We start from the raw sequence: 25,164 nt of genomic DNA on the forward strand, positions 1-25,164 counted from the left end.
TGGGGGCGTGCGGGCGTGTGGGGGAGCGCAAGGGTGTTCGCCCGTAGCGGAGTGAATCGGGGTGCGCCGCATGGAGTGTCGGTGCGAGCGGGTAAGACATTCCTAGTGGGAAGGGGCGACACGCGGTTCCTGGCGTCTCGCGTTCGCCATCGGCGTAGTGATGCGTGGGGTATCTGCCTGGCCTGCGGGAACATCGTCTCCCACCATCAGGTTGAAGCTGTTGTCCGGCGTTCGGGGCTGGGAGCCTGGGACAGGTAGTCGGCAGTTGGAATGAGCGGTCCCCGCTTGCGGGACTAAGCTGCGGAAGGACAGGGAGGGGACCGACCCCTTTACTGCCTGACCGCTCTGAGGAGCGATTAACGATGTTCGAGAGGTTCACCGACCGCGCGCGGCGGGTTGTCGTCCTGGCTCAGGAAGAAGCCCGGATGCTCAACCACAACTACATCGGCACCGAGCACATCCTCCTGGGCCTTATCCACGAGGGTGAGGGTGTCGCCGCTAAGGCCCTGGAGAGCCTCGGGATTTCGCTCGAGGCGGTCCGCCAGCAGGTGGAGGAGATCATCGGCCAGGGCCAGCAGGCCCCGTCCGGGCACATCCCCTTCACCCCCCGTGCCAAGAAGGTCCTGGAGCTGTCGCTCCGCGAGGCCCTTCAGCTCGGCCACAACTACATCGGCACCGAGCACATCCTGCTCGGCCTGATCCGCGAGGGCGAGGGCGTCGCCGCCCAGGTCCTCGTGAAGCTGGGCGCCGATCTCAACCGGGTGCGGCAGCAGGTCATCCAGTTGCTCTCCGGCTACCAGGGCAAGGAGGCCGCCACAGCGGGCGGTCCTGCCGAGGGCACGCCCTCCACGTCCCTGGTCCTCGACCAGTTCGGCCGGAACCTCACCCAGGCCGCGCGCGAATCCAAGCTCGACCCGGTCATCGGGCGCGAGAAGGAGATCGAGCGGGTCATGCAGGTGCTGTCCCGCCGTACGAAGAACAACCCGGTCCTCATCGGCGAGCCCGGCGTCGGCAAGACGGCGGTCGTCGAGGGACTGGCCCAGGCCATCGTCAAGGGCGAGGTGCCCGAGACCCTCAAGGACAAGCACCTCTACACCCTCGACCTCGGCGCGCTCGTCGCCGGCTCCCGCTACCGCGGTGACTTCGAGGAGCGCTTGAAGAAGGTCTTGAAGGAGATCCGCACCCGCGGCGACATCATCCTGTTCATCGACGAGCTGCACACCCTCGTGGGTGCCGGCGCCGCCGAGGGCGCGATCGACGCCGCCAGCATCCTGAAGCCGATGCTGGCCCGCGGTGAGCTCCAGACCATCGGTGCGACGACGCTCGACGAGTACCGCAAGCACCTGGAGAAGGACGCGGCCCTGGAGCGCCGCTTCCAGCCGATCCAGGTCGCGGAGCCGTCGCTGCCGCACACGATCGAGATCCTGAAGGGTCTGCGCGACCGTTACGAGGCGCACCACCGCGTGTCCATCACGGACTCCGCGCTGGTCGCCGCCGCGACGCTCGCCGACCGCTACATCTCGGACCGCTTCCTGCCGGACAAGGCGATCGACCTGATCGATGAGGCCGGCTCCCGGATGCGCATCCGCCGGATGACCGCGCCGCCGGACCTCCGCGAGTTCGACGAGAAGATCGCCGGAGTCCGCCGCGACAAGGAGTCGGCCATCGACTCCCAGGACTTCGAGAAGGCCGCCTCTCTCCGCGACAAGGAGAAGCAGCTCCTCGCCGCGAAGACCAAGCGGGAGAAGGAGTGGAAGGCCGGCGACATGGACGTCGTCGCCGAGGTGGACGAAGAGCTGATCGCCGAGGTCCTGGCGACGGCCACGGGCATCCCGGTCTTCAAGCTCACGGAAGAGGAGTCCTCCCGGCTGCTCCGCATGGAGGACGAGCTGCACAAGCGCGTCATCGGCCAGAAGGACGCCATCAAGGCGCTCTCGCAGGCGATCCGCCGTACGCGAGCGGGTCTGAAGGACCCGAAGCGCCCCGGCGGCTCGTTCATCTTCGCCGGTCCGTCCGGTGTCGGTAAGACCGAGCTGTCCAAGACGCTCGCCGAATTCCTCTTCGGCGACGAGGACGCGCTGATCGCTCTCGACATGTCGGAGTTCAGCGAGAAGCACACGGTTTCCCGCCTCTTCGGTTCTCCCCCCGGTTACGTGGGATACGAAGAGGGCGGCCAGCTCACCGAGAAGGTCCGCAGGAAGCCGTTCTCCGTCGTTCTCTTCGACGAGGTCGAGAAGGCCCACCCCGATATCTTCAATTCCCTTCTCCAGATCCTGGAGGACGGTCGCCTGACCGACTCCCAGGGCCGGGTCGTGGACTTCAAGAACACGGTCATCATCATGACGACCAACCTCGGGACGCGGGACATCTCGAAGGGCTTCAACCTCGGCTTCGCGGCGCAGGGCGACACGAAGACGAACTACGAGCGGATGAAGAACAAGGTCAACGAAGAGCTGAAGCAGCACTTCCGCCCCGAGTTCCTCAACCGTGTCGACGACACGGTCGTCTTCCACCAGCTCACCGAGGAAGACATCATCCAGATCGTCGACCTCATGGTCGACAAGGTGGACGAGCGCCTCAAGGACCGCGACATGGGCCTGGAGCTGAGCCCGAACGCCAAGTCGCTCCTCGCGAAGAAGGGCTACGACCCGGTCCTGGGCGCCCGGCCGCTGCGCCGGACGATCCAGCGGGAGATCGAGGACATCCTCTCCGAGAAGATCCTCTTCGGTGAGCTGCGCCCCGGTCACATCGTGGTCGTCGACACGGAGGGCGAGGGTGACGCGAAGGCGTTCACCTTCCGCGGCGAGGAGAAGTCCCCGCTGCCGGACGTCCCCCCGATCGAGCAGGCGGCGGGCGGCGGCCCGAACCTGACGAAGGAGGCGTGACGCGCCACGCGCGTGACGCTGCTGGGCCGAGCGCCTGAGCGCTTGAAGGGGCTGCCCCGGACCGTTTCCCACGGTTCCGGGGCAGCCCCTTTTCGGCTGTCCTAGCCCGCTACGGTCAGACGGTCGCCGAAGGGCTCGGTGCCGAGGAGGGTGGGCCGGACGCCGGGCCACTCCGACGAGACGGTGACCCGCAGATCGGGCAGGGCGTGCAGCGGCGTGAGGTCCAGGGCCTGAACCGTCGATACGGCGGAGACGAGTTCCAGCTCCTTGAGAGCGGGGAAGGCGACGGCGATCTGCTCCACTCCGGCGTAGTCGGACCTGAGCCGCAGCTCCACCATCCTGATCTGCGGTGCCGGGGTGACGGCACGCCGACCGCGGACCAGCCAGGTGCAGGAGTCGAGTTCCAGCGTCAGATAGCGGAGCGCCGGCCACATCCTCAGCGTGGAGAGATCGATCCGCTTCAGGCACTCGACGTCGAGAGCGATCACCTGCGGATGCGCCGCGGGCAGCTTGCGCGCGGTGGACGTGCTCCGGTAGCGGAGCAGCAGCGCGGTGAGCTCCGGGATGCCCCGGATCGACGCGAGCTGTGCCTGGGTGATGCCGTGCAGGCTCAGATTGAGCAGATCGATGCCGGTCTTCTTGAGCGGGGTGAGGTTGGTGACCGCCGGACAGTCGATCGTGGTGAGCTGCCTCAGCGTGGGCAGCCGCTGGACGAAGGCCAGATCGTCGAGCGCCCCGTTCGCCGAGACGTACAGTTTGCCGACCTCGACACCGGCCAGGTCACGGCTGAGCCGGGCCCCCGAGAAGTCGCCTCGGAGGGTGAGGGTGTCGAAGGGTGCCAGCTCCCTGAGCAGGCGGAGCTGGTCACCGCGGTCGACCAGGACATCCGCCTCGGCGAGCGGCAGACGGGCGAGCACTTCACCGCCGAACTCCTCCGCCGGGAACCGCGACCAGCTGTTGGCGAGCCGGGACCGTACGTCGGAACTGTCGTACAGCGCGTACCGCTTCGCGTAGGGGACGGCCTCGCTGCCCCCGATCTCGCAGATGAGCTCGGTGACGTACGTCGCCGCCATGGGGTCGAGCGAGGACGGCTCGGGGAGAAAGGGCAGGATGTAGCCGCCCAGCGATGCCAGCAGCTCCACGCCGGTCGCGTCGCGCGGTGGCAGCAGGGTGCGGATCCGGGCGGCGACCATCTCGCCGACCGTCTCGTCGACCACGACCGTGTCGAGGAGACAGCGGGCCGCGAGCGTGTACAGGGTCGCGCGCTGGGTGTGGTCCGCGGCGCCTTCCCCGTTCTCCAGCAACCCCTCGATCAGGGCCCGGACTTCGTTGGGGCGGCAGTGGCCCACCGTCAGCCTGACGGTGTCCTGCCACTGCTCGTTGTGGGCGTTGCGGAGCAGCTCGGGGAGCGAGCCGCCTTCCACCAACGCGCGGGCCGCCAGATAGTCCTGGAACGTCCGGTGGATGAACTGGATCTCGTCGTCGCCGCGTTCCTGGAGCAGGCCGCTGCGGTTGAGCAGATGCGTCAGGACCGTGGCCGCCGAACCCTGTTTGCCGACCTGGGGCAGCCGCCGCATCGCCACCTTGATCTGCCCCTCCGCCACCTCGCGCGAGAGCTGTGCCTGCCCGCCCCGTACCAGCCAGACCGCCAGGGACTGCAGCAGCTCCTGGTGCTCCTCGAAGCCCATCGTGATGCCGTCGGGGTTGGCGATCCCGCGCTGGGTGTCCCGGGTGCCGAGGAGCATCGCGAGCGTGGAGCGGTACAGCTCCCAGCGGGTGTCGGGCAGGAGGCCGCCCCGGCGGCGGTGCAGGGCGCAGATGACGGCGCACAGCAACGGGGTCTGGGCGAGGGTGCGCAGGGCGTCGTTCTGGCTGAACTGCGCCCGCAGCTCGGCCTCCAGCGTGGCGAGTTCGGCGCGTTCCGCCTCGGCGCGCCCCTGGTCCGCGTATGTCTCGCATTCGAGGCGCGCGGCCCGGTGCCAGGCCGTGACGAACGCCTGGATGTCCTCGTGGCCCATCGGGAGGAGTTGCAGCTCGTCGAAGCGTACGGAGCGCAGCCACTCCTCCTCGACGGCGAGCGGGCGGACCGTGGCCAGGCAGCGGGTGTTCGGGTACAGGTCGAGCAGTTCGTGCAGCCAGACCCGGGTGTGTTCGCGCTCGGCGGGGGGCACTTCGTCCACGCCGTCGACCAGGAGGAAGCCCCGCCCCGCCTCCAGTACCCGCCGCTCCCAGCCGGGAGGCGCGTCGTCCGTCAGGATCTGGGCCACGGAGGAGAGCTGGGACGGTGTCGGCAGTCCGTTGCCCCGGGCGTGCACGGTGCGCAGCGGGACGACGAACGGGACCAGGCCGTTGAGGTCGGCCAGTTCCGGGCCCAGCGTGCCGCAGGCCGCGTGGGCGGCCAGCCACCACACCAGGGTGGTCTTGCCCGCGCCGGCCTCGCCGCGCAGCAGGGTGCGGGGGCGGTCCGCCAGCAGGTTGTCGATCCGGCTCGGCTGGACCGGGGGCGGCCGGTGCGGCTCCGCCCTGTCCAGGCCGGACGGCCGCTCCCGGCCGCCGGCCTCCAGGCTCAGATACGCCGTGTCCAGGTCCCAGGTCGCCTCGTTCGTGCCCAGTTCGTCGATGCCGAAGATCCGGGTCTTGCGGTAGCGGGCCTTGACGGCGTTCGCGTACTCCTTCTCGAAGCGCTCGTCCCGTGGGTGGACATCGGTCACCGGCGCGGCCAGGAACGTGCTGCGGAGCGGGCCGTCCGCCCCCAGGATCCGGGCCATGGGCACGCCCTCCACCCGTAGGTGGCCACGGCCCTGGGGTACTTGGGTGACGATGCCGAGCAGCACGGCGCCCGCGAAGACCGGGGAGCCGGAGAGGCCCTGGAGCGGGGTGGTGTCGTCGGCGCGCTCGGCTGCCGCCGAGTGGTCCAGTTCACAGACCAGGGCGGTACGCAGCCGCCCCGCCGTGGGCAGGACGGTGGCGCGGTACTGGTCCAGCTCCAGGGCGGCGGCCGGCCCGTACCGCTGGATGTCGGGGAAGCCGACGATCTCGCAGTACGGCAGTGGCGCCTCCGTGGCGAGTGTGCCGATACGGAGGCGGCCGAGCGGCGCGGCCACCTCCGGGGCGAGGACGTCGTGGTCGGTGACGAGCAGCGCCGTGTCCAGGGCGTCGTCGCGCCACTGGACCTCGGCGCTGAAGCTCTCGGCGCGGCCGGGATGGGCGATCGTCGTCCTGTCCGTGGCACCGACCACATGTGCGCAGGTCAGCACGGAGCGAGGGGTGAGCAGTACGCCGGTGCCCTGCTGCTCACCGAAGACGGCGACGACGCGGTGGGCGCTCACCGAGCGTCGCTGCCGCTGCCGCTGCCGCTGCCGCTGCCGGTTCCGGTGCCCTCGGACGCGCCGCCGCCGAAGCCCGCCGTACTGCCGTGGTCCCGGTTGCCGACCTTCCAGGGCGCGCCGGAGCGGGCCTCCTGGGGCTTCAGCGTGAAGGCGACCTTGTGGGTGCGGCCCGAGGTACGGGAGGCGTCCGCGCCGGCCTCCACCACCCAGGCCTTGACCTTCGCGCCGCCCTTGACCTCCTTGCGCAGCTCCAGAGTGAACTCCATCTGGATGTCACCGACCTCGAAGGCCACGGGAGCCCCCGTGGCGCGGGTGGCGGCCTCGATGAGCTGGTCCCGTACGGACTGGATCGCGTCGGCCAGTTCGATGCCGTCGAAGTCGTGTTCGTGCGCGTGGCCGACTGCCGGTGCGGTCATGGCGGTGCCCCCTGGTGAAGTTCCTGGTCTCGGAAGGCTTCCGAGCCTAGGACGCGGGCCAGGGCTTTGGTCCCGAAACGGACAGTCCTCCTGCCCGCGGCCGTGACAAGGCGCACAGGCGTTTTCGGCGCTACTAGACGGAATAGTGCGCAAGCCGCCGGTTCGACAGGGAGGCCCGGATCTGCGGTGCCGGTGCGGTGCGCGGGGCGGGCGGGGCGTCAAGAGGCCGAGGACCGCCACCGGTGCTACGACGAGATGTCGTAGATGGGGTGTTTTGGGATGCGGGTGGGTCCGGGTTACCAAGGTGTGGCCAGCCCGGCGCATGAGTGCCGGGACCATTCTTGCCCGGAGGTTCATCCCGTATGTCGCAGCGCAACCTGTCCCGTCTGTCCCGCCCGTCCGCCCTTCGTGCCCGTGCCGGCGTTCTGGCTGCCGGACTCGGAGTGACGATGGTGGCCGGGGCCGGGACCGCGTTCGCCGCGACCAGCGGTGACGCTCCCGCGAGCCCGGCCGGTTCCTCGGTCTCGGCCGGCGCCGTGCACCAGCAGGCCGCCGTCCAGGCCAAGGCCGCCGACGCCGTGCAGAGCAAGGCCGCGGCGGACGCCAAGAAGGCCGCCGCGTGGACCGACCCGGTCAAGAAGTACACGCTGAGCGCGAAGTTCGGCCGTGGCGGCTCGATGTGGTCGCACAAGCACTCCGGCCAGGACTTCGCCGTGCCGGTCGGCACCGTCGTCCACGCCGCCCACACGGGCACCGTGGTCAAGGCCGGCCCCAACGGTGCCGGTGACGGTCCCGCGTACGGCAACGCGATCGTGATCAAGCACAAGAACGGTACGTACTCGCAGTACGCGCACCTCTCGAAGATCGACGTGGGGATCGGCCAGTCGGTCAAGACGGGGCAGAAGATCGCCCTGTCCGGCAACACCGGCAACTCCAGCGGCCCGCACCTGCACTTCGAGATCCGTACGACGCCGAACTACGGCTCGGCCGTCGACCCGGTGCCCTTCCTGCGCTCCGTCGGCGTCAAGGTGTGACGCCTGGCATGACATCGGGCACGGGGGAGTGACCCCACCACGGGACCACGTCTCAGGACGTGGTCCCGTGGTGCGCGTTGGTGATCAGCTCCATGGAGACCTCCAGGATGGCCTCGCGCTTCTCCTCGGGGTCTCCTTCGACGTCCTTGAGCGCGAACGTGCCCGCGTGCATGGTGAAGAGCGCGCTCACACACCGGACCTGGTCGGCCATGGAGGCGCCGGGGTCCTTGAACAGGTCGAACAGGCCGACCATCCGGCCCTTGAAGCTCTCGCCGACGCTCAGCTCGCGTACGGTCGCCTGGTTCTCCTGCATGAAGCGGAAGAACGGCGCCGCGCCCGCGAGGGCCGCGCTGTAGCGGTGCAGGATCTCCTGCTTGCTCTCCAGGGTGTGCGGCTGCTCCTGGCCCCAGGCGATCAGCTCGTCGATCGGGCGCGTCAGATCCTCGGCCAGGCTGATCAGGATGTCTTCCTTGGTCTTGAAGTGGTAGTAGAGCGCCGCCTTCGTGACGTCCAGCCGTTCGGCGATCTCCCGCAGCGAGGTCTTCTCGTACCCCTGTTCCGCGAACAGCTCCAGCGCGACGTCCTGGATGCGCTGGCGGGTGTTGCCCCGCCGGGGGTGCTGCGTGCTGCCCATGGCTGCTCTCCCGAATAACTTACTTGACGCCCGGCAAGTAGAGGTCTACTTTACCGCAGTGTAGTCAGCTAGCCGGTCGGCAAGTAAGGGTCCGGGCCGGCACATGTACCGAGCATCAAGATGTACCAGGGGAGCGGTGGGGACGATGAGTTCGAACGGGACGCAGCCGGGGAAGGCCGCGGGCGCGGCACCAGCGGGGGACGGGGCGGGGTCCATAACGACCGCCGGGTCCGTGGCGGCCGCGGAGGCGGCCACGAGCGGTGAGCGGCAGCCGCGCAGCGTGCGCGTCGTCCTGCTGGCGCTGATGATCGCGATGCTGCTCGCCATGCTCGACAACATGATCGTCGGTACGGCGATGCCGACCATCGTCGGCGAGCTGGGCGGCCTCGCCCACCTTTCCTGGGTGGTCACCGCGTACGCCCTCGCCACGGCGGCCGCCACACCGATCTGGGGCAAGCTCGGCGACCTGTACGGACGCAAGGGCGTCTTCCTCGCCTCGATCGTCGTCTTCCTGATCGGCTCCGCGCTCAGCGGCATGGCGCAGGACATGGGCCAGCTCATCGGCTTCCGGGCCGTCCAGGGGCTCGGCGCCGGTGGTCTGATGGTCGGCGTCATGGCCATCATCGGTGACCTGATCCCGCCCCGGGAGCGCGGCAAGTACCAGGGCATGATGGCCGGGGTCATGGCCCTCGCCATGATCGGCGGACCGCTGGTCGGCGGCACGATCACCGACCACCTCGGCTGGCGCTGGAGCTTCTACATCAACCTGCCGCTGGGCGCCGTGGCGCTCGCGATGATCAGCGCAGTACTGCACCTGCCCGCCAGGGACCGCTCGAAGAAGGTCAAGGTCGACTACCTCGGCGCCGGGCTGCTGACCATCGGCATCACCTCGATCGTGCTGGTCACGACCTGGGGCGGTACGGAGTACGCCTGGACCTCCGGGATGATCCTGCTGCTGATCTTCGTCGGTGTCGCCGCGCTCGTCGGGTTCGTCACCGTGCAGACCAAGGTCGACGAACCGATCATGCCGCTGCACATCTTCCGCAGCCGCAACTTCACGATCATGTCGGTCGTCGGCTTCCTGACCGGCTTCGTGATGTTCGGCGCGGTCCTCTTCCTCCCGCTCTACCAGCAGGCCGTGCAGGGCGCCTCCGCCACCAACTCCGGTCTGCTGCTCCTGCCGATGCTCCTGTCGATGATGCTCGTCTCGCTGGTGGTGGGACGGATCACCACCAACACCGGCAAGTACAAGATCTTCCCCATCGTGGGCAGCGGCCTGATGGTCACGGGGCTCTTCCTCCTGGCGCAGATGGGCCCGGACACCACGCGGCTGACCTCGGGCATCTACATGGCGGTGCTCGGCGCCGGTCTGGGCTTCCTGATGCAGATCACGATGCTGGTCGCGCAGAACAGCGTCGAGATGAAGGACATGGGCGTCGGCTCGTCCACGACCACCCTCTTCCGTACGCTCGGCGGCTCCTTCGGTGCCGCGATCATGGGCGCGCTCTTCACCGGCAAGGTGCAGGACGAGATGGCGGCCCGCGCGGGCTCCGGCGCCGCCGGTGTGACGGAGCAGTCCGCGCAGCTCGACGCGGCGAGCCTGGCGAAGCTGCCGGACGTGGTGCGCGAGGCGTACCAGCAGGCGGTCTCCGCCGGTACGCACTCGGCGTTCCTGCTCGGCGCGGGCATCGCGGTGATCGGGCTCGCGGCGGCCTTCTTCGTCCGCGAGGTCCCGCTGCGGGGCGCGGGCCCGAAGGACGCCGACGAGGTCACGGCGGTGGACGGCAAGGTCCCGCAGACCGTCTGACCCTCACCCCTCCCCCTGCTTCCGGCCCTGTCCCGCCTCACGGGACGGGGCCGGCGGCAGTCCGGGGCGCTCTCGTACGGGGGGACCGGACGGCCGCTCCGCTCAGTCCTTGAGGTCCTCAAGGTCCTGGAGGAGCGGCATCGGGAAGCTGCCCGTGTTCGTCGGGGCGTGCTCCGGGAGCCAGAGCACCGCGATCGCGCCCCCCGCGCCGCTGCCCGGCGACCCCGCAGGGGTCGCGTTGCGGAACGTGAGCCGGGCGCCCAGGACCCGGGACTGCCCGGCGGCGATGGTCAGGCCCAGACCGTGCCCGTATCCCGCGCGGTCCGTGGCGCCCGTACGGAAACGGCTCGGGCCCTCGCGGAGCAGCGCCTCCGGGAAGCCGGGGCCATGGTCCCGTATCCGTACCACCCGGCCCTCCACCGTGACCTCGACCGGTGTGCCGCCGTGCTTGGCGGCGTTGGCCAGCAGATTGCCCAGGATGCGTTCCAGCCGGCGTGGGTCGGTGCTGACCCACGAGTCGTGGACGACCTGCACCTCGATGCCGGGGTCGAGCGTGGCCACCCGCCGTGCGACGAACTCGCCGAGCGCGATCTCCTGAAGCTCCGCCCGCTCCGAGGCGCTGTCGAGCCGCGCGACCTCCAGAACGTCCTCGACCAGGGTCCGCATGGCCTGCGCCCGGTCGCGCACCAGCTCGGTGGGCCGCCCGGGCGGTAGCAGCTCGGCCGCGGTGAGCAGCCCCGTCACCGGGGTGCGCAGCTCGTGGGCGATGTCCGCGGTGACGCGGCGCTCCGCCTCGATCCGCTCGTTCAGCGCGTCCGTCAGCGCGTCCACCGCACGGGCCAGCTCGTCCGTCTCGTCGCGTACGACACCGCCCACGGCCTCCCCGACCCGTACGTCCGTATGGCCCTGCGCCACCCGGCCCGCCGCCGCGGCGGCCTTGCGCAGCCGCCGCGAGAGCTGGCCGCCGACCAGCACCCCGAGGGCGCAGCCGCCGAAGACCACCGAGACCGAGCCGATGATCAGGGACCGGTCCAGGTCCTTCATGATCGTGTTGGAGCGGTCGGCGAACTTGCTGTGCAGCGAGAGCACGGTGCCGTTGCTGAGCGGGACGGCCGCCCAGACGTCGGGCACCCCGTTCTCCCCCTCCTGCACATAGGTAGCGCGTCTTCCCTGGGCCATCTTCCGTTCCAGGGAGCGCGGCAGGTTCGGATCGTCGACCTTGGTGCCGAACTTCGCTTCCTTGGTGCTGTCGTACATGCGCTGGGCGAACAGCAGCCGTTCCAACTGGACTTCACGCGCGTTGTCGAGCATGGAGACCCGGGCCGAGTTGTGGACGACCAGACTCAGGGCGACCGCCACGAGCGCGCTGACCGCCGCGATCGCGATGCTGATCTTCCACCTGACGCCGGTGCGCAGAGCGAGGCGTTTCATGCCTTGAGCTTGTATCCGAAACCGCGGACGGTGTCGATCCGGTCCTGGCCGATCTTGGTACGCAGCCGCTGCACATGGACGTCCACGACCCGGGTGTCGCCGCCCCAGCCGTAGTCCCAGACCCGCTCCAGCAGCCTGTCGCGGGAGAGCACCGTGCCGGGCGCGGACGAGAACTCCAGGAGGAGCCGCATCTCCGTCGGGGTCAGCGCCACCCGCACGCCGCTCCGCCGTACCTCCATGCCCTCCGTGTCGATCTCCAGATCGCCGAAGGAGAGCACCCCGTGCTCGTCGGGCTCGCCCGGTCCGCCGAGCCGGCCCGGCTCCCCGGCCGGCCGGCCCGCGTGGCCGAAGCGGCGCAGGACGGCGCGGATCCTGGCGACGAGCACCGCGCCGTCGAAGGGCTTGGTCACGTAGTCGTCGGCGCCCGCCTCCAGGCCGAGCACCACGTCGATCGAGTCGGCGCGCGCCGACAGCATGATCACGGGCACGGTCGACTCGTCACGGATCCGCCGGCACAGGCTGACGCCGTCCAGGCCCGGCACCATCACGTCGAGCAGTGCGATGTCGGGCCGGTTCGCGCGGAACGCCTCCAGGCCGGAGAGGCCGTCCGGCATCGCGGTGACCGCGAAGCCGTCGCGCTCCAGCGCGAGTTGGGTGGCTTCGCGGATGACGTCGTCGTCCTCGACGAACAGGACATGGGTCTCGGCCATCCTGCGGCTCTCAGTTCTCGGTCGTGGGTGTCATGCCGGAAGGTGAACGTGTCGTGCCGGGGGGGTCAGCCTCCGTCGACGACGGAGGGAGCGGACGTGGGCACCGACCGTCTGTAGTCATTGCGTACGCGGTACCGCTCGCCGAACTTGCCGTCGCCCCACCTGTAGGTGACCACGTCCTCGCCCGAGGGGTACGACATCGGGTCGCCCTTCGCGTACACCTGCTGGGTGACGACAAGTTCGCCGCGGTCGATCGTGGAGTAGACCGCCGGCTCCTCGGCCGCGAAGACGTTCTCGTACGCCTTGTCCTTCTCGCGGTACACGAACGTGCCGATGCCGACGGCGTCGCCGCACGTCATCACGTTGATCACCACATCGGGCGCGGTACCGCCGGTGAGGTTCCCGTACGACGTGTCCACCGGGTACGTGTCCTCGCCGCACTGTTTGAGGTCCGCCTTGATCCGCGGGCTGACCTTGGGGTCGTTCCTGAGCAGGGACAGCGCGTCGACGGTCGTGGCGGGCGTCACCGCGGACGCCTTGTGCGTGGGGACGTTCCGCTCGACCGGCGCCGTCACGGCCGCGCCCTCGTCCCGGGTCCCCGTACCGCCCGTCGAACAGCCGGCCGCGAGCAGGCCGATGGCGGCGAGCCCGGCCAGCACCGTGCCACCCGCCGCGAGGGACGCGTGCCCCGACGTGCCGCGCCCCGCCGATTCCTGGCCTACCGATTCCTGGCCGGGCGGTCCGCCCTCCGCCGATCCGCTCCCCGACCGATCGGGGCCTCTCAGGCCGCGCACCTCTCCCGCCCCCGTTCCCGGCGGCCACCCCGGCCGCCACGTGCGTCACGACGGACCACCACCGGCTTCTCCGGCGCGTGGGCCTCCCGGCTCTCGGCAGCGCGGCTCTCCAACTCCTCGCGGAGCCGCGCCAGCGCGCGGTGCAGCGTGCTCTTCACCGTACCCGCCGACATGCCGAGCGCCGCGGCCGTCTCCTCCGTGCTCATCTGCTCCCAGTGTCGCAGCACGACGACGCTGCGTTGCTTCGGAGCCAGCACTCCGAGGATGTCCATCAGCAGCGCGCGGTCGGCCCGCTGGTCGCTGCCGTCCTCGACGCTCGCGTCGGGAAGCTGCTCGGTGGGGACCTCTTCGAGCTTGCGGGCGCGCCACCACTCCGTACGGGTGTTGATCATGACGCGGCGGAGGTAGGCGTCGGCGAGGGACTTGTCGGCGATGCCGTCCCAGCGGCCGTACGTACGGGCCAGCGCGGTCTGGAGCAGATCCTGCGCGTCGACGGGATCGGGTACGAGACGCCGGGCGCTGCGCAGCAGAGCCTCCTGCCGGGTACGCACGTACTCCTCGAATCCGAGCACCTCACCCTGCGACATGCCAACCGCCTCCGACCCCGTGATCATCCATGCCGTTCCCTGACCCGACGGCACTTTCCTGACGCCACCGAAATTACGGAGCGCTTGTCACGGGGCTGTGCGGGACAGCCGTCGGAGGACGCACGGCTGTCCATCGGTTGTGTAACGGCGGCCCGGCCGGGCTCAGCTCTGCGGCAGCCGGTACAGGGCGTTCTCCAGGGGCTCGACCAGTCCGTCGGCGACCAGCCCGTCCAGGGCCCGCGCCCGTTGCACCGGCTCGTCCCACACCGCGTCCAGCGCCGCCTGCGGTACGGGCGCCGGCGCCTCCCGCAGTACGGCGAGGAGCTTGCCGCGCACCTGGCGGTCCGTGCCCGCGTAGGTCTGGCCGCGCCGCGCCGGCCCGTCGTGGGCGGGCTTCCCGGCGAGCTGCCAGGCGCACCGCGCGGCGATCGGGCAGCGCGCGCACCCCTCGTTCTTCGCCGTGCAGATCAGCGCGCCCAGCTCCATGGAGGAAGCGGCCCAGCGCGCCGCCGTCGACGCGTCCTCGGGCAGCAGCGCCCGCGCGAGCTTCCGCTCGGCGGCGGTGGTCGCGTTCGGCGGGTACTGGACGCCGTTCACGGCGCGGGCCAGGACGCGCCGTACGTTCGTGTCGAGCACGGCGTGCCGCTGCCCGTACGCGAACGACGCGACCGCGGCGGCCGTGTACTCGCCGATCCCGGGCAGCGAGAGGAGTTGCGCGTGCTCGCGGGGTACGTCACCGCCGTGCCGCTCCGTTATCGCCTTCGCGGCGCCGTGCAGCCGCAGCGCGCGCCGCGGATAGCCCAGCCGGCCCCAGGCGCGCACCGCCTCGCCGGGCGCCTCGGCGGCCAGGTCGGCGGGGCGGGGCCAGCGGGCGAGCCACTGCTCGTACACCGGGAGGACCCGGTTCACCGGGGTCTGCTGGAGCATGAACTCGCTGACCATCACCCCCCAGGCGCCCGCCTCGGGGCGGCGCCAGGGCAGATCGCGGGCGTGTGTCTCGAACCACGCGATGACGGGGGTGTGCAGCGTGGAGGGGGCGGAGGGCGGTGCGGCCGGACCGGTCCCGTCCACCGGGGCGGGGTGCGACGGGGACGACGGGTGGCGCGGGGGCGTGGGGTGCGCGGAGGTAGCAGTCATGGCAGCACCGATCCTGACATGTGCGGGCGCGCGGACGGTGCAGCAGGCAGGCGTACGCCGGAGTACGCCGGAGGGCTCCGCACGCCCGGGTCAGTGCCCGCGCGCCGCGTCGCCGTCACGCGCCCGGCCGGCGCTGTACGCCTGGGGCAGTGCCCCCGCCCGGTCCGACGCGCTCCGGAAGTACGCCTTTTCCTCTTCCCTGTTCTCTTCCGCTCTCTTCCGCGCCGTGCTCAGCTCCGGTCGTGCCTCAGCTCCGGTCGTGCCTCAGCTCCGGCCCGCGCTGTGGCGTCCGCGCGCCACCACCGGCGCGCCGTCGCCGGGACCCGCCAGCCAGAGCGCCGCGCCCGACCGGCCGGAGCGCATCGTCTCGACCAGGAGCTGTACGGGACGGGCCGCGAGCAGGACGACGATCGTGGCCACCACACCGCCGAACACCAGGCCCACCGCCACGTCGTGCGGGTAGTGGACGCCGACGAAGACCCGCGAGAACGCCATCAGCAGCGCCATCGGCACCGTCAGATACGCGAGGACGGGGCGTGCGAGCACCAGGGTGATCGCCGCGGCACCGGCGATCGTCGAGTGGTTGCTGGGGAAGGACCAGTCACCCACGGGCGGACAGGGGATGAGGGAGACGGCGCCCGTGACGGTCCGGCAGGGCCGGTCCTCCTGGATCACCGATTTGGACACCTCGCTGCACACATACGCGAAGGCGGTCGCGAGCGGGGCGAGCACCGCGACGGCCACGGCGCGCGAGCCGGCCGGTCTGGCCTGCCACCAGAGCACGACGAAGAGGACCCCGAACAAGAGCAGTCCGGCTTCTGTCCATATTTCCGCCAGGAACTGGAACCAGGAAGGGGTGGAGTGGGCGAAGTCGACGACATCTCGATAGAGGCCGCTGGTTGCGCTGCTGTTCATGGGGAGAACGTACCGAGGCCATCCGGGGTTCCCTCAATCGCCACCTGAATACGCATCAGCCGAAGATCGCGGTCAGACTCGCCGCTGCGGGATGATGATCCGTAAAACTTGCGCACACGGACGGCATGTGGGGCGGGAGTTGGCCCGGATCTCTCGTACAGTTTGCGCCGTGGGATCTTTGCGCAATCCGGTCGGGCCGCTTCCCTCCACCATCTACTGGCGACGGAGGGCAGTCGCGGCGACGCTGATCGCGCTGCTCACCCTGCTGGTCGTATGGGTCGTCACCTTGGGTGGAGGTGGCAAGAAGACCGACGGCAAGGGCGACGGCGCCAATCCCGCGACGACCATCACCCCCGGGCCCTCCGGTTCGGGCCCCGCCATCAGCGAACAGCCGGGCGGCCGCGACGAGTCGGCGGGCGCCGACGGGAACGACGGCGGCCAGAGCGGTACGGACGCGGGCGCCGACGGCGGCAAGAACGGCGACACCGGCGGCGCGGGCTCCGGCGGAGGCGGCGCATCGTCCGGCGGCGGTTCCGCGGGATCCTCCGGTTCCGCCGGTTCGTCCGGCGGCGGTTCGGGCTCCGGCGCGGGCGGCACCACCACTTCGGGCCGGCAGGTGCCCGGGAGTTCCGCGCTGCCGGACTGCGCCCCCGGCTCCCTGACGCTGACCCTCGCCACGACGAAGGTCGCCTACGGTCCTGGCGAGAAGCCCGTGTTCCGGCTGGTCGCCAAGAACACCTCGGCGACCACCTGCAAGGCGGACTTCGGGCCGAAGGCCATGGTCCTCACCGTCACCGACTCCGACGACGAGCGGGTCTGGTCCTCCAAGGACTGCCCCCAGGCCGGCGACGCGCTGTTCCGGGTGCCGGCGGGCTCCACCGTCACTCGTACCGTCGAGTGGGACCGCGGGCGCAGCGCGGAGCGGTGCGCCACCCCGCCGGCCGGCGCGGTCGGCCCCGGAACGTACCTGGTGGAGGCGGTGGCGCCGGGCGCGACGGTCAAGCAGGGGCAGCAGTCGATCCGCCTGGAGAAGGACTGACCGGCCGCGCGCCCACGACGGCACCGGATACGCGAACGCCCCGGCCAGGATCCCTTCCCCGGCCGGGGCGTTCGCGCGCTTCCGGCATCCGTACCGCTGGACGTACCGCCGGACATATGACGTGACCTACGGCTGGACGTACCGCTGGTTGTACGGCTAGACGTACCGCTCCAGGATCGACGACTCCGCCAGCCGCGACAGGCCCTCGCGGACGCTCCGCGCGCGGGCCTCGCCGACACCGTCCACCGTCTGGAGGTCGTCCACGCTCGCCGCCAGCAGCTTCTGGAGCCCGCCGAAGTGCTCGACCAGCCGCTCGATGATGGCGCCCGGAAGCCGCGGCACCTTCGCCAGCAGCCGGTAACCGCGGGGCGAGACCGCCGAGTCGAGGGTCTCCGGTGAGCCGCTGTACCCCAGGGCCCGCGCCACGATGGGCAGTTCCAGCAGCTCCGGATGGGTGAGCGCGTCCAGTTCGACCAACGCCTCGTCGACCGTACGGGCCCGCTTCGCGGTCGGCTCCGGGACATAGTCACGGGCCACCAGATCCCGCTCCGGCTCCACGCCCGCGATCAACTCGTCCAACTGGAGCGAGAGAAGCCGGCCGTCGGTGCCCAGCTCGACCACGTACTCGGCGATCTCCGTGGCGATCCGGCGCACCATCTCCAGCCGCTGAGCCACCGCCGTCACGTCCCGGACCGTCACCAGGTCCTCGATCTCCAGGGCGGAGAGCGTGCCCGCGACCTCGTCCAGACGGAGCTTGTACCGCTCCAGGGTCGCCAGCGCCTGGTTCGCCCGCGACAGGATCGCCGCCGACTCCTCCAGGACCCGGCGCTCCCCGTTCACGTACAGCGCGATCAGCCGCATCGACTGCGACACGGAGACGACCGGGAAGCCGCACTGCTTGGAGACCCGGTCCGCCGTACGGTGCCGGGTGCCCGTCTCCTCGGTGGGGATCGAGGACTCCGGGACGAGCTGCACGCCCGCCCGGAGGATCTTCGTGATGTCCTTGTCGAGGATGAGCGCGCCGTCGAGCTTGCACAGCTCGCGCAGGCGCGTCGCGGTGAACTCCACGTCCAGTACGAAACCGCCCGTGCACATCGACTCGACGGTCTTGTCCATCCCCAGGACGATGAGACCGCCGGTGTTACCGCGCAGGATGCGCTCCAGCCCGTCGCGCAGCGCCATCCCCGGCGCGACAGCGCTCAGGGACGCGCGGATCAGCGCTTCGTTGCCGGAGCCCGCGCCGGACTTTCCGGGCGCTGATGCCCGGTCGTTGGCTGCCACTGCACTCCTCCGGCTCGTACGGATGGGCGAGACCAGGGCAAAGTCTACCGGCGAGCGTTGTCGTCCCGTGGGGCGTCCGCCCTACCTCGGCGCGGCAGCACCCTCAGAGCGTCGCCCATGTCGGCCACCTCCGTCACCTTCATACCGGGCGGAACCTTGCCCGGATCGGTCGGCACGAGGGCCTGGGTGAAGCCCAGACGGTGTGCCTCGGACAGTCTGCGCTGGACCCCCGTGACCCGTCTGACCTCGCCCGCGAGCCCGACCTCGCCGATCGCGACCAGGTTCTTCGGCAGCGGGGTGTCGCTCGCCGCCGACGCCAGCGCGAGGGCGACCGCCAGGTCCGCGGCGGGCTCCGTCAGCTTCACGCCGCCCACCGTCGCGCTGTAGATGTCGCGCTTGCCGAGCGCGCTGATCCGGCCGCGCTGCTCCAGGACCGCCAGCATCATCGAGACCCGGGAGGTCTCCAGCCCCGAGGTGGTGCGCCGGGGCGAGGGGATCTGGGAGTCGACCGTGAGCGCCTGCACCTCGGCGACGAGCGGCCGGCGCCCTTCGAGGGTGACGGTGAGACAGGTGCCGGGTACGGGCTCGTCGCGCCGGGTCAGGAAGAGCCCCGACGGGTCGGCGAGGCCGGTGATCCCCTCGTCGTGCAGCTCGAAGCAGCCGACCTCGTCCGTCGCGCCGTACCGGTTCTTCACGCCGCGGACCAGCCGCAGCCGCGCGTGCCGGTCGCCCTCGAAGGACAGCACGACATCCACGAGGTGTTCGAGCAGCCGGGGGCCCGCGATCGCCCCGTCCTTCGTCACGTGCCCGACCAGCAGCGTCGCCATGTCGCGCTCCTTCGAGGCCCGGATGAGCGCCCCCGCGACCTCCCTGACCTGCGCCATGCCGCCCGGCGCCCCGTCGATCTCGGGGGACGCGACGGTCTGTACGGAGTCCATGATCAGCAGCGACGGCTTGACCGCGTCGAGATGACCGAGGACGGCCGAGAGGTCCGTCTCGGCGGCGAGGTAGAGATGGTCGCTGATCGCCTTGATCCGGTCGGCGCGCAGCCGGACCTGGCTGGTGGACTCCTCGCCCGTCACATAGAGCGTGCGGTGCTCGTCACTGGCCGCCTTCGCCGCGACGTCCAGCAGCAGCGTCGACTTCCCCACGCCCGGCTCGCCCGCGACCAGCACCACGGCCCCGGGCACCAGCCCGCCGCCCAGCACCCGGTCCAGCTCCGGCACACCGGTCGAGCGCGCCGTCGCCGTACGGATGTCGACCTGGCCGATGGGGAGCGCGGCAGTGGAGACCCGGCCGGCCGCCGTCGTCCGCACCGCGGGCGCGCCGTACTCCTCGACCGTCCCCCACGCCTGGCATTCGGGGCAGCGGCCGAGCCACTTGGCGGTCGTCCAGCCGCACTCGGTGCAGCGGTAGGACGGCCGGTCCTTGGATTTCGCACGGGCAGCCATGGCGTCACCGTATAGGGGCACACCGACAGCCGGGACCACCCGGCCGGTCCGCCGGGCGCTCCGGGAGGGAGTAAGTCAGGTGAGGGAGGCCCCTGTACCACTTCGAACCCATTGAAACGCGACATTCGTGTCCCCTTTTGAGGGATAGCTTCACCCGTAAGGATTAAATGTGCTCAAGGGGCGTGAAGGGTACGGGTTGCCCTGTCTACGGTCGCCGGGTGATGAGCAGCCGCCCCGAAACCTCCACGCACACCACCGGCGCACACCGCGCCCTCCGTCGTGCGCCCCGTTCGGTGGCGCAGCGCCCTCCGGCACGGTACGAGCCGTATCTGGACGGCCTGTTCACCTACTGCCTCTCCGTGCTCTGCGACCATGACGCGGCCACCGAGGTACTCGGCGACGTCCTCGCCCTCTCCGAGCGGCAGTACGGCCGTTGCCCCTCCGGCGCCGGGGAGCGCAAGGCCTGGCTCTACGCCCTCGCCCGCTGGGCCTGTCTGCGCAAGCTCACCGAACAGCGCCGCACCCGCCCGGGGGCGCATACGGGCCACCGCGAGCCGGCTCCGGAGCCCGGCCCCGCGCCGCCTTCCGCCGGGACCGCGCCCGGGACCGCCGAGCGCCGCCGCAGTGAACTGGCCCTGCTGGCCTGGCCCGAGGCCGCCGGGACCACGCCCGAGCAGCGCGAGGTCCTGGAGCTGGTGGTACGGCACCGGCTCGATCCGCGCGATGTCGCCGCCGTCCTGTCCAAGGAACTCGCCGCGACCCGGGAACTGCTCTCCTCCGCCGCCTGCGAGGTCGAACGCACCCGCGCCGCGCTCGCCGTCGTGGACACCTGCGACTGCCCCTCCGTCGCCCGGCTCACCGGCGACCACCACGTCCTGCTCTCCGCCGCGCTCCGGCGCGAACTGGTCCGCCACGTCGACGACTGCCCGCGCTGCCGCCGCGCCGCGGAGCGCGCCGAGGCGGCGGGGCCGTGGCCCGGCTCACGTACGACGCAGCCCTCCCCGCCCGGCCCCGCCGCAGGTGCCGCCGGGGCCGCCGACGCCACCGAGGCGCTGTCCGTCGGCACCGCCCCGCTGCCGCTCGTCGAAGCGCCGCGCGGCGCCGCGTACACCGCCATGGTCCAGGCGCCCCGCGCCCGCGCCACCGCCCCGCGCTTCGGCCGCAACGGCTACCCGATGGACCCCAAGGACCGCGCGGCCCGCCGCGACCGGCTGCGGGCGCGCGCCGTGACGACCACCGTGGTCGCGACCGTCGTCGCCGCGCCCGTCCTCGCCCTCTGGGCGGCGTACCGCGGCGCGCCGGGGACCGGCGAGGGCCGCGACGGCGCCTCGGTCAGCGCGGGTGAGACCGCGGGCCCGCCCGCCCTCGACGGCCATCCCTATGACGACCCGTACGAGCGGTACGGAAACCACGGGAACGACGAGAACCACGAGAATCACGACCACTACGAGAACGCGGGCGCCACCCGGAACCGGCCCGGCGCCCCCTTCACCGAGGACAGCCGCGCGCCCGGCGTCGCCGTCGAGATCCTCAGCGACGGTACGGGCGCGTCCGGCGCGGGCCACGCCGACCCCGGCGGGCTCACCGTCGAGGCACGGCCCGCCGGCGCCACGACCCTGATCACGCTGCGGGCCTCCGGCGGCGAGCGGGTCTCCTGGACGGCCGGCACCCGCGCCCCCTGGATCACCCTGAGCCGCCACTACGGGACGCTCGCGCCCGGCGAGTCCGTCACCGTCCGCGTCTACGTGGACCACGCGCGCGAACCGGCGGGCCCGTGGAGCGCCCGGATCGCGCTCTACCCGGCGGGCGCCGCCGTACGGATCCACGGGTACGGCACCAGGCCCCCGCTCCCCGGCCGACCCGACCACAGCGGGCGGCCCGGCCACCCCGCGCACCCCGGCCCACCCCGGCCGGCCTGGACAGGGCCCACGGCGCCCGGCGGCTCCTCGGCCCCGGGCTCCGCGGACCCGACGGGGCCAGGCCCGGAGAACTCAGGCCCCGGGCTGCCGGGCCCCGGCAGCCCGTCGCAGTCGCCGCCGGACCCGGACCCGCCCGATCAGGCCCCCGCCACCAGCTCCGCCGCCGGGCCCGCCCCGTCCGCCGAACCGTCCGGGCCCCGCTGACCACGGCCGCTCACGGCACCGCACCGCCCCGCCGACCGGCCGCGCGTCAGGCGGACGCCGGTCGCGGCGGGTCCGCCGGGTGCGGGGCCAGCAGCGGAAGCTCGCTCGCCATCCGCCGCTCGCACAGCTCCACCAGCCGGTCGTACCCCTCCTTGCCCATCAGCTCCGTCAGCTCGGGCCCGTACGTCTTGTACACCGGCTCGCCCGCGCCGTGAGCCGACGTCGCGGACGTGCACCACCAGTGCAGATCGTGACCGCCCGACCCCCAGCCGCGCCGGTCGTACTCGCCGATCGACACCTGGAGCACGCGCGTGTCGTCGGGCCGGTCGATCCAGTCGTACGTACGCCGCACCGGCAACTGCCAGCAGACGTCCGGCTTCGTCTCCAGCGGCTCCCGGCCCTCCCGCAGCGCCAGGATGTGCAGCGAGCACCCCGCGCCCGCCGCGAATCCGGGACGGTTCTGGAAGATGCAGGACCCCTCCCAGCGCCGCGTCTGGCGCTCACCGTCCTCGTCGGTCTGCGTCCAGCCCGTGGCCGTCCCCTCCTCGTGGAACTGCCACAGCTCGGGCGTGAGCCGCGCCACATGCTGTGCGACCCGCGCCTCGTCGTCCTCGTCCGAGAAGTGCGCGCCCAGCGTGCAGCAGCCGTCGTCGGCGCGGCCCGCCTGGATGCCCTGGCAGCCGCTGCCGAAGATGCAGCTCCACCGTGAGGTGAGCCACGTCAGATCGCAGCGGAACACCTGCTCCTCGTCGGCCGGGTCCGGGAACTCGACCCAGGCACGGGCGAAGTCAAGCCCCTTCTCGTCAGGGACCGCCCGGGCGCCGCCACGGGTCCCCTGCTGCTGGTCCTGCTTCTTCGGGCCCTTGGCTTTGCCCGGCTTCGCCTTTTTCGTCTTTGGCACATGTCCAGCGTATGCGGCGTTCGCAGTAGCGTTCCGCTCATGAGACTCGGAGTCCTGGACGTCGGTTCGAACACCGTGCACCTGCTGGCGGTCGACGCCCACCGCGGTGCCCGGCCGCTGCCGGCGCATTCGTACAAGGCGGAGCTGCGCCTCGCCGAACTGCTCGAACCCGAGGGCGCGATCGGCCCCGACGGTGTCGACCGTCTCGTGGCGACGATCGCGGACGCCCTCCAGGCGGCGGAGGACAAGGGGTGCGAGGACGTGCTGCCGTTCGCCACCTCCGCGGTAAGGGAGGCCGTCAACGCCGAGCAGGTCCTCGCGCGCGTCAAGAGCGAGACCGGGGTGGACCTCGAAGTCCTGACCGGCGAGCAGGAGGCCCGGCTGACCTTCCTCGCCGCCCGCCGCTGGTTCGGCTGGTCGGCCGGGAAGCTGCTGGTGCTCGACATCGGCGGCGGCTCCCTGGAGATCGCGTACGGGATCGACGAGGAGCCGGACGCGGCGGTCTCCCTGCCCCTGGGCGCGGGCCGGCTCACGGCGGGCTGGCTGCCCGGGGACCCGCCCGACCCGATCGACGTGAAGGCGCTGCGCCGCCATGTACGGGCCCGGATCGCCCGTACGGTCGGCGAGTTCGCCCGGATCGGCAGCCCGGACCATGTGGTGGCCACGTCCAAGACCTTCAAGCAGCTCGCGCGGCTGGCGGGCGCGGCCCGCTCCGGCGAGGGGCTGTACGTGCAGCGCGAGCTGAGACGCCCGGACCTGGAGGAGTGGGTCCCGAAACTGGCCACGATGAACGCCGTCCAGCGCGCCGCGCTCCCCGGGGTCTCCGAGGGCCGGTCGGCCCAGTTGCTGGCGGGCGCGCTGGTCGCGGAGGGCGCGATGGACCTGTTCGGCGTGGAGACGCTGGAGGTCTGCCCGTGGGCGCTGCGCGAGGGCGTCATCCTGCGCCGGCTCGACCAGCTCGCACCGTGACCGGCCGACTCCCGCCGTAACCGGCCGACGGCCGCACCGCCGCGGCCCGTACGCTGTCCCCGTGGCAGATCCAGTGGTGCGCATCCCGGATACGAAGGTCGCGCTGTCGACGGCCTCGGTCTACCCGGAGTCCACGGCGACGGCCTTCGACATCGCCGCGCGTCTCGGCTACGACGGCGTCGAGGTCATGGTCTGGACGGACCCCGTCAGCCAGGACATCGAGGCGCTGCGCCGGCTCTCCGACTACCACGGCGTCCCGGTCCTCGCCGTGCACGCGCCCTGTCTGCTGATCACCCAGCGGGTCTGGTCGACGGACCCGTGGGTGAAGCTCCAGCGGGCGCGGGCGGCGGCCGAGCGGCTCGGCGCGTCCACCGTCGTCGTGCACCCGCCGTTCCGCTGGCAGCGCCAGTACGCGCGCGACTTCGTCACCGGCGTCTGGCGGATGGCGGACGAGACGGATGTCCGGTTCGCCGTCGAGAACATGTACCCGTGGCGCTACCGGGACCGCGAGATGCCCGCGTACGCGCCCGGCTGGGACGTCACCCAGGAGGACTACCGGCACTTCACCGTCGATCTCTCGCACACCGCGACCTCCCGCAGCGACGCCCTGGCCATGGCCGGCCGCATGGGCGACCGGCTGGGCCACGTCCACCTCGCGGACGGCAACGGCTCGGCGAAGGACGAGCACCTGGTGCCGGGGCGCGGCACACAGCCCTGCGCCGAGCTGCTGGAAGGGCTCGCGGACGGCGGCTTCGACGGCCATGTCGTGATCGAGGTCAACACCCGGCGCGCGATGTCGGCGGCGGAGCGCGAGGCGGACCTCGCGGAGGCCCTGGCCTTCGCGCGGCTGCACCTCGCGGCGCCGGCCGCCTCCGCGTCCCCCGCCCCCACCAGGTCCCAGGCCGCGCCGGCGGTACGGGCGCCCCGCACGCCCCGTACCCCTCGCACCCCCCGCCGGCCCCGCAGCCAGGGCTCGTCCGGCGCCTCGGGCTCGTCCGGAGCGCGCCCCTCATGACCGCCGGCGCCACCCCACGCCGCAGGGGCCGCCCCGCCCGCAAGGACACGGAGTCCGGCCCCAGCGCCCGGCAGAAGATCCTGGAGGCGGCCCGCGCCGAGTTCGCCGAGCGCGGCTACGACAAGACGTCCGTCCGCGGTATCGCCAGGGCGGCGGGCGTCGACCCCGCGCTCGTCCACCACTACTTCGGGACGAAGGACGAGGTCTTCGCCTCGGCCGTCGAGATCTCCTTCGAACCGGCCCTGACCGTGCCCGCCAAGGTGCTGGCCGGGAGCCCCGACACGATCGGGGAACAGCTCGCCCGTAACTTCTTCGTCGTCTGGGAGAACCCGGCGACCAGGGCCCCGCTGCTCGCCGTCATCCGCTCCGCGCTCACGCACGACGCCGCGGCGGCGGTACTGCGGACGTTCGTCCTGCGCCGGCTGCTCGGCCAGGTCGCGGAGCGGCTGGACGTACCCGACCCGAGGCTGCGCGCCGAGCTGTCCGCCTCGCACATGGTCGGCATCGCCCTCCTGCGGTACGTGATCAAGGCGGAGCCGCTGGCCTCGGCGGACATCGAGGAGATCATCACGCTGGTCGCGCCCACGCTCCAGCGCTATCTGACCGAGAAGTGAGCCGGCCGGAGCCGAGCCGGCCGGAGGGTGGAGCGGACCGAGAGCCGGACCGACGAAAGCCGGACCGGCCGAGAGCCGGGCTGACCGAAAGC

At 71.6% G+C, this 25,164-nt stretch carries 20 protein-coding genes; 8 read left to right on the forward strand and 12 right to left on the reverse strand.

Features of this window, described 5'->3' with window-relative positions; translation table 11 throughout:
* The first annotated feature begins 362 nt into the window (after positions 1-362).
* Positions 363-2,885 (forward strand): ATP-dependent Clp protease ATP-binding subunit, encoded by a 2,523-nt coding sequence (locus ACIQ7D_RS24560; protein WP_403940855.1) that lies wholly within the window; start codon positions 363-365, stop codon positions 2,883-2,885.
* Positions 2,886-2,986: 101 nt separating this feature from the next.
* Here ACIQ7D_RS24560 and ACIQ7D_RS24565 read toward each other — a convergent pair whose 3' ends face one another.
* Positions 2,987-6,214: an NACHT domain-containing protein gene (locus ACIQ7D_RS24565; RefSeq protein WP_403940857.1), complete on the reverse strand. Its 3,228-nt coding sequence runs from the start codon at positions 6,212-6,214 to the stop codon at positions 2,987-2,989.
* Positions 6,211-6,630: a trypco2 family protein gene (locus ACIQ7D_RS24570; RefSeq protein WP_403940859.1), complete on the reverse strand. Its 420-nt coding sequence runs from the start codon at positions 6,628-6,630 to the stop codon at positions 6,211-6,213. The genes ACIQ7D_RS24565 and ACIQ7D_RS24570 overlap by 4 nt, the downstream gene beginning before the upstream one ends.
* Before the next feature lie 362 nt (positions 6,631-6,992).
* Here ACIQ7D_RS24570 and ACIQ7D_RS24575 point away from each other — a divergent pair, with 362 nt between their 5' ends.
* Positions 6,993-7,664 (forward strand): M23 family metallopeptidase, encoded by a 672-nt coding sequence (locus tag ACIQ7D_RS24575; protein WP_403940860.1) that lies wholly within the window; start codon positions 6,993-6,995, stop codon positions 7,662-7,664.
* 52 nt (positions 7,665-7,716) lie between these two features.
* Here ACIQ7D_RS24575 and ACIQ7D_RS24580 read toward each other — a convergent pair whose 3' ends face one another.
* Positions 7,717-8,298: a TetR/AcrR family transcriptional regulator gene (locus ACIQ7D_RS24580; RefSeq protein ID WP_403940862.1), complete on the reverse strand. Its 582-nt coding sequence runs from the start codon at positions 8,296-8,298 to the stop codon at positions 7,717-7,719.
* 145 nt (positions 8,299-8,443) lie between these two features.
* Here ACIQ7D_RS24580 and ACIQ7D_RS24585 point away from each other — a divergent pair, with 145 nt between their 5' ends.
* Positions 8,444-10,105 (forward strand): MDR family MFS transporter, encoded by a 1,662-nt coding sequence (locus ACIQ7D_RS24585; protein ID WP_403940864.1) that lies wholly within the window; start codon positions 8,444-8,446, stop codon positions 10,103-10,105.
* A 102-nt stretch (positions 10,106-10,207) separates the two neighbouring features.
* On the opposite strand, the gene cseC is transcribed toward ACIQ7D_RS24585, so the two are convergent.
* The 6 genes from cseC to ACIQ7D_RS24615 all read right to left on the reverse strand — a co-directional run bounded on the left by cseC (position 10,208) and on the right by ACIQ7D_RS24615 (position 15,679).
* Positions 10,208-11,536: a two-component system sensor histidine kinase CseC gene (gene cseC, locus ACIQ7D_RS24590; protein WP_403940866.1), complete on the reverse strand. Its 1,329-nt coding sequence runs from the start codon at positions 11,534-11,536 to the stop codon at positions 10,208-10,210.
* Positions 11,533-12,246: a two-component system response regulator CseB gene (gene cseB / locus ACIQ7D_RS24595; RefSeq protein ID WP_403940868.1), complete on the reverse strand. Its 714-nt coding sequence runs from the start codon at positions 12,244-12,246 to the stop codon at positions 11,533-11,535. Before cseB ends, cseC begins: the two co-directional genes overlap by 4 nt.
* Positions 12,247-12,311: 65 nt before the next feature.
* Complete coding sequence (locus ACIQ7D_RS24600; protein WP_403940910.1) at positions 12,312-13,031, reverse strand: hypothetical protein; 720 nt, start codon at positions 13,029-13,031, stop codon at positions 12,312-12,314.
* Positions 13,028-13,627: a SigE family RNA polymerase sigma factor gene (locus ACIQ7D_RS24605; RefSeq protein WP_403940870.1), complete on the reverse strand. Its 600-nt coding sequence runs from the start codon at positions 13,625-13,627 to the stop codon at positions 13,028-13,030. Before ACIQ7D_RS24605 ends, ACIQ7D_RS24600 begins: the two co-directional genes overlap by 4 nt.
* Positions 13,628-13,789: 162 nt before the next feature.
* The gene (locus ACIQ7D_RS24610; protein ID WP_403940872.1) at positions 13,790-14,764 is read right to left on the reverse strand and encodes an A/G-specific adenine glycosylase; all 975 of its coding nucleotides are present in this window, start codon (positions 14,762-14,764) and stop codon (positions 13,790-13,792) included.
* Between the two features lie 264 nt (positions 14,765-15,028).
* On the reverse strand, positions 15,029-15,679 hold the full coding sequence (locus ACIQ7D_RS24615; RefSeq protein ID WP_403940874.1) for a phosphatase PAP2 family protein: 651 nt from the start codon (positions 15,677-15,679) through the stop codon (positions 15,029-15,031).
* 169 nt (positions 15,680-15,848) lie between these two features.
* Between ACIQ7D_RS24615 and ACIQ7D_RS24620 the strand changes: the two genes are divergently transcribed.
* Positions 15,849-16,718: a hypothetical protein gene (locus ACIQ7D_RS24620; RefSeq protein WP_403940876.1), complete on the forward strand. Its 870-nt coding sequence runs from the start codon at positions 15,849-15,851 to the stop codon at positions 16,716-16,718.
* 156 nt (positions 16,719-16,874) lie between these two features.
* On the opposite strand, the gene disA is transcribed toward ACIQ7D_RS24620, so the two are convergent.
* Both disA and radA read right to left on the reverse strand, forming a co-directional pair.
* A complete protein-coding gene (disA, locus tag ACIQ7D_RS24625) occupies positions 16,875-17,999 on the reverse strand; it encodes a DNA integrity scanning diadenylate cyclase DisA (RefSeq protein ID WP_329822168.1) in 1,125 nt (374 codons plus the stop codon).
* 44 nt (positions 18,000-18,043) lie between these two features.
* Positions 18,044-19,450, reverse strand: coding sequence for a DNA repair protein RadA (gene radA, locus ACIQ7D_RS24630; protein WP_403940879.1), 1,407 nt, complete (start codon positions 19,448-19,450; stop codon positions 18,044-18,046).
* 221 nt (positions 19,451-19,671) lie between these two features.
* Between radA and ACIQ7D_RS24635 the strand changes: the two genes are divergently transcribed.
* Positions 19,672-21,573, forward strand: coding sequence for a hypothetical protein (locus ACIQ7D_RS24635; RefSeq protein WP_403940911.1), 1,902 nt, complete (start codon positions 19,672-19,674; stop codon positions 21,571-21,573).
* A gap of 46 nt (positions 21,574-21,619) precedes the next feature.
* On the opposite strand, the gene ACIQ7D_RS24640 is transcribed toward ACIQ7D_RS24635, so the two are convergent.
* Complete coding sequence (locus ACIQ7D_RS24640; RefSeq protein WP_403940880.1) at positions 21,620-22,474, reverse strand: hypothetical protein; 855 nt, start codon at positions 22,472-22,474, stop codon at positions 21,620-21,622.
* 39 nt (positions 22,475-22,513) lie between these two features.
* Here ACIQ7D_RS24640 and ACIQ7D_RS24645 point away from each other — a divergent pair, with 39 nt between their 5' ends.
* From ACIQ7D_RS24645 to ACIQ7D_RS24655, 3 genes are all read left to right on the forward strand, one after another.
* The gene (locus ACIQ7D_RS24645; RefSeq protein ID WP_403940882.1) at positions 22,514-23,443 is read left to right on the forward strand and encodes a Ppx/GppA family phosphatase; all 930 of its coding nucleotides are present in this window, start codon (positions 22,514-22,516) and stop codon (positions 23,441-23,443) included.
* A 61-nt stretch (positions 23,444-23,504) separates the two neighbouring features.
* Positions 23,505-24,458 (forward strand): sugar phosphate isomerase/epimerase family protein, encoded by a 954-nt coding sequence (locus ACIQ7D_RS24650; RefSeq protein WP_403940884.1) that lies wholly within the window; start codon positions 23,505-23,507, stop codon positions 24,456-24,458.
* Positions 24,455-25,072: a TetR family transcriptional regulator gene (locus ACIQ7D_RS24655; RefSeq protein WP_403940886.1), complete on the forward strand. Its 618-nt coding sequence runs from the start codon at positions 24,455-24,457 to the stop codon at positions 25,070-25,072. The genes ACIQ7D_RS24650 and ACIQ7D_RS24655 overlap by 4 nt, the downstream gene beginning before the upstream one ends.
* Positions 25,073-25,164 lie beyond the last annotated feature (92 nt).

Source organism: Streptomyces sp. NPDC096310, assembly GCF_044763125.1.
Lineage (GTDB): Bacteria > Actinomycetota > Actinomycetes > Streptomycetales > Streptomycetaceae > Streptomyces.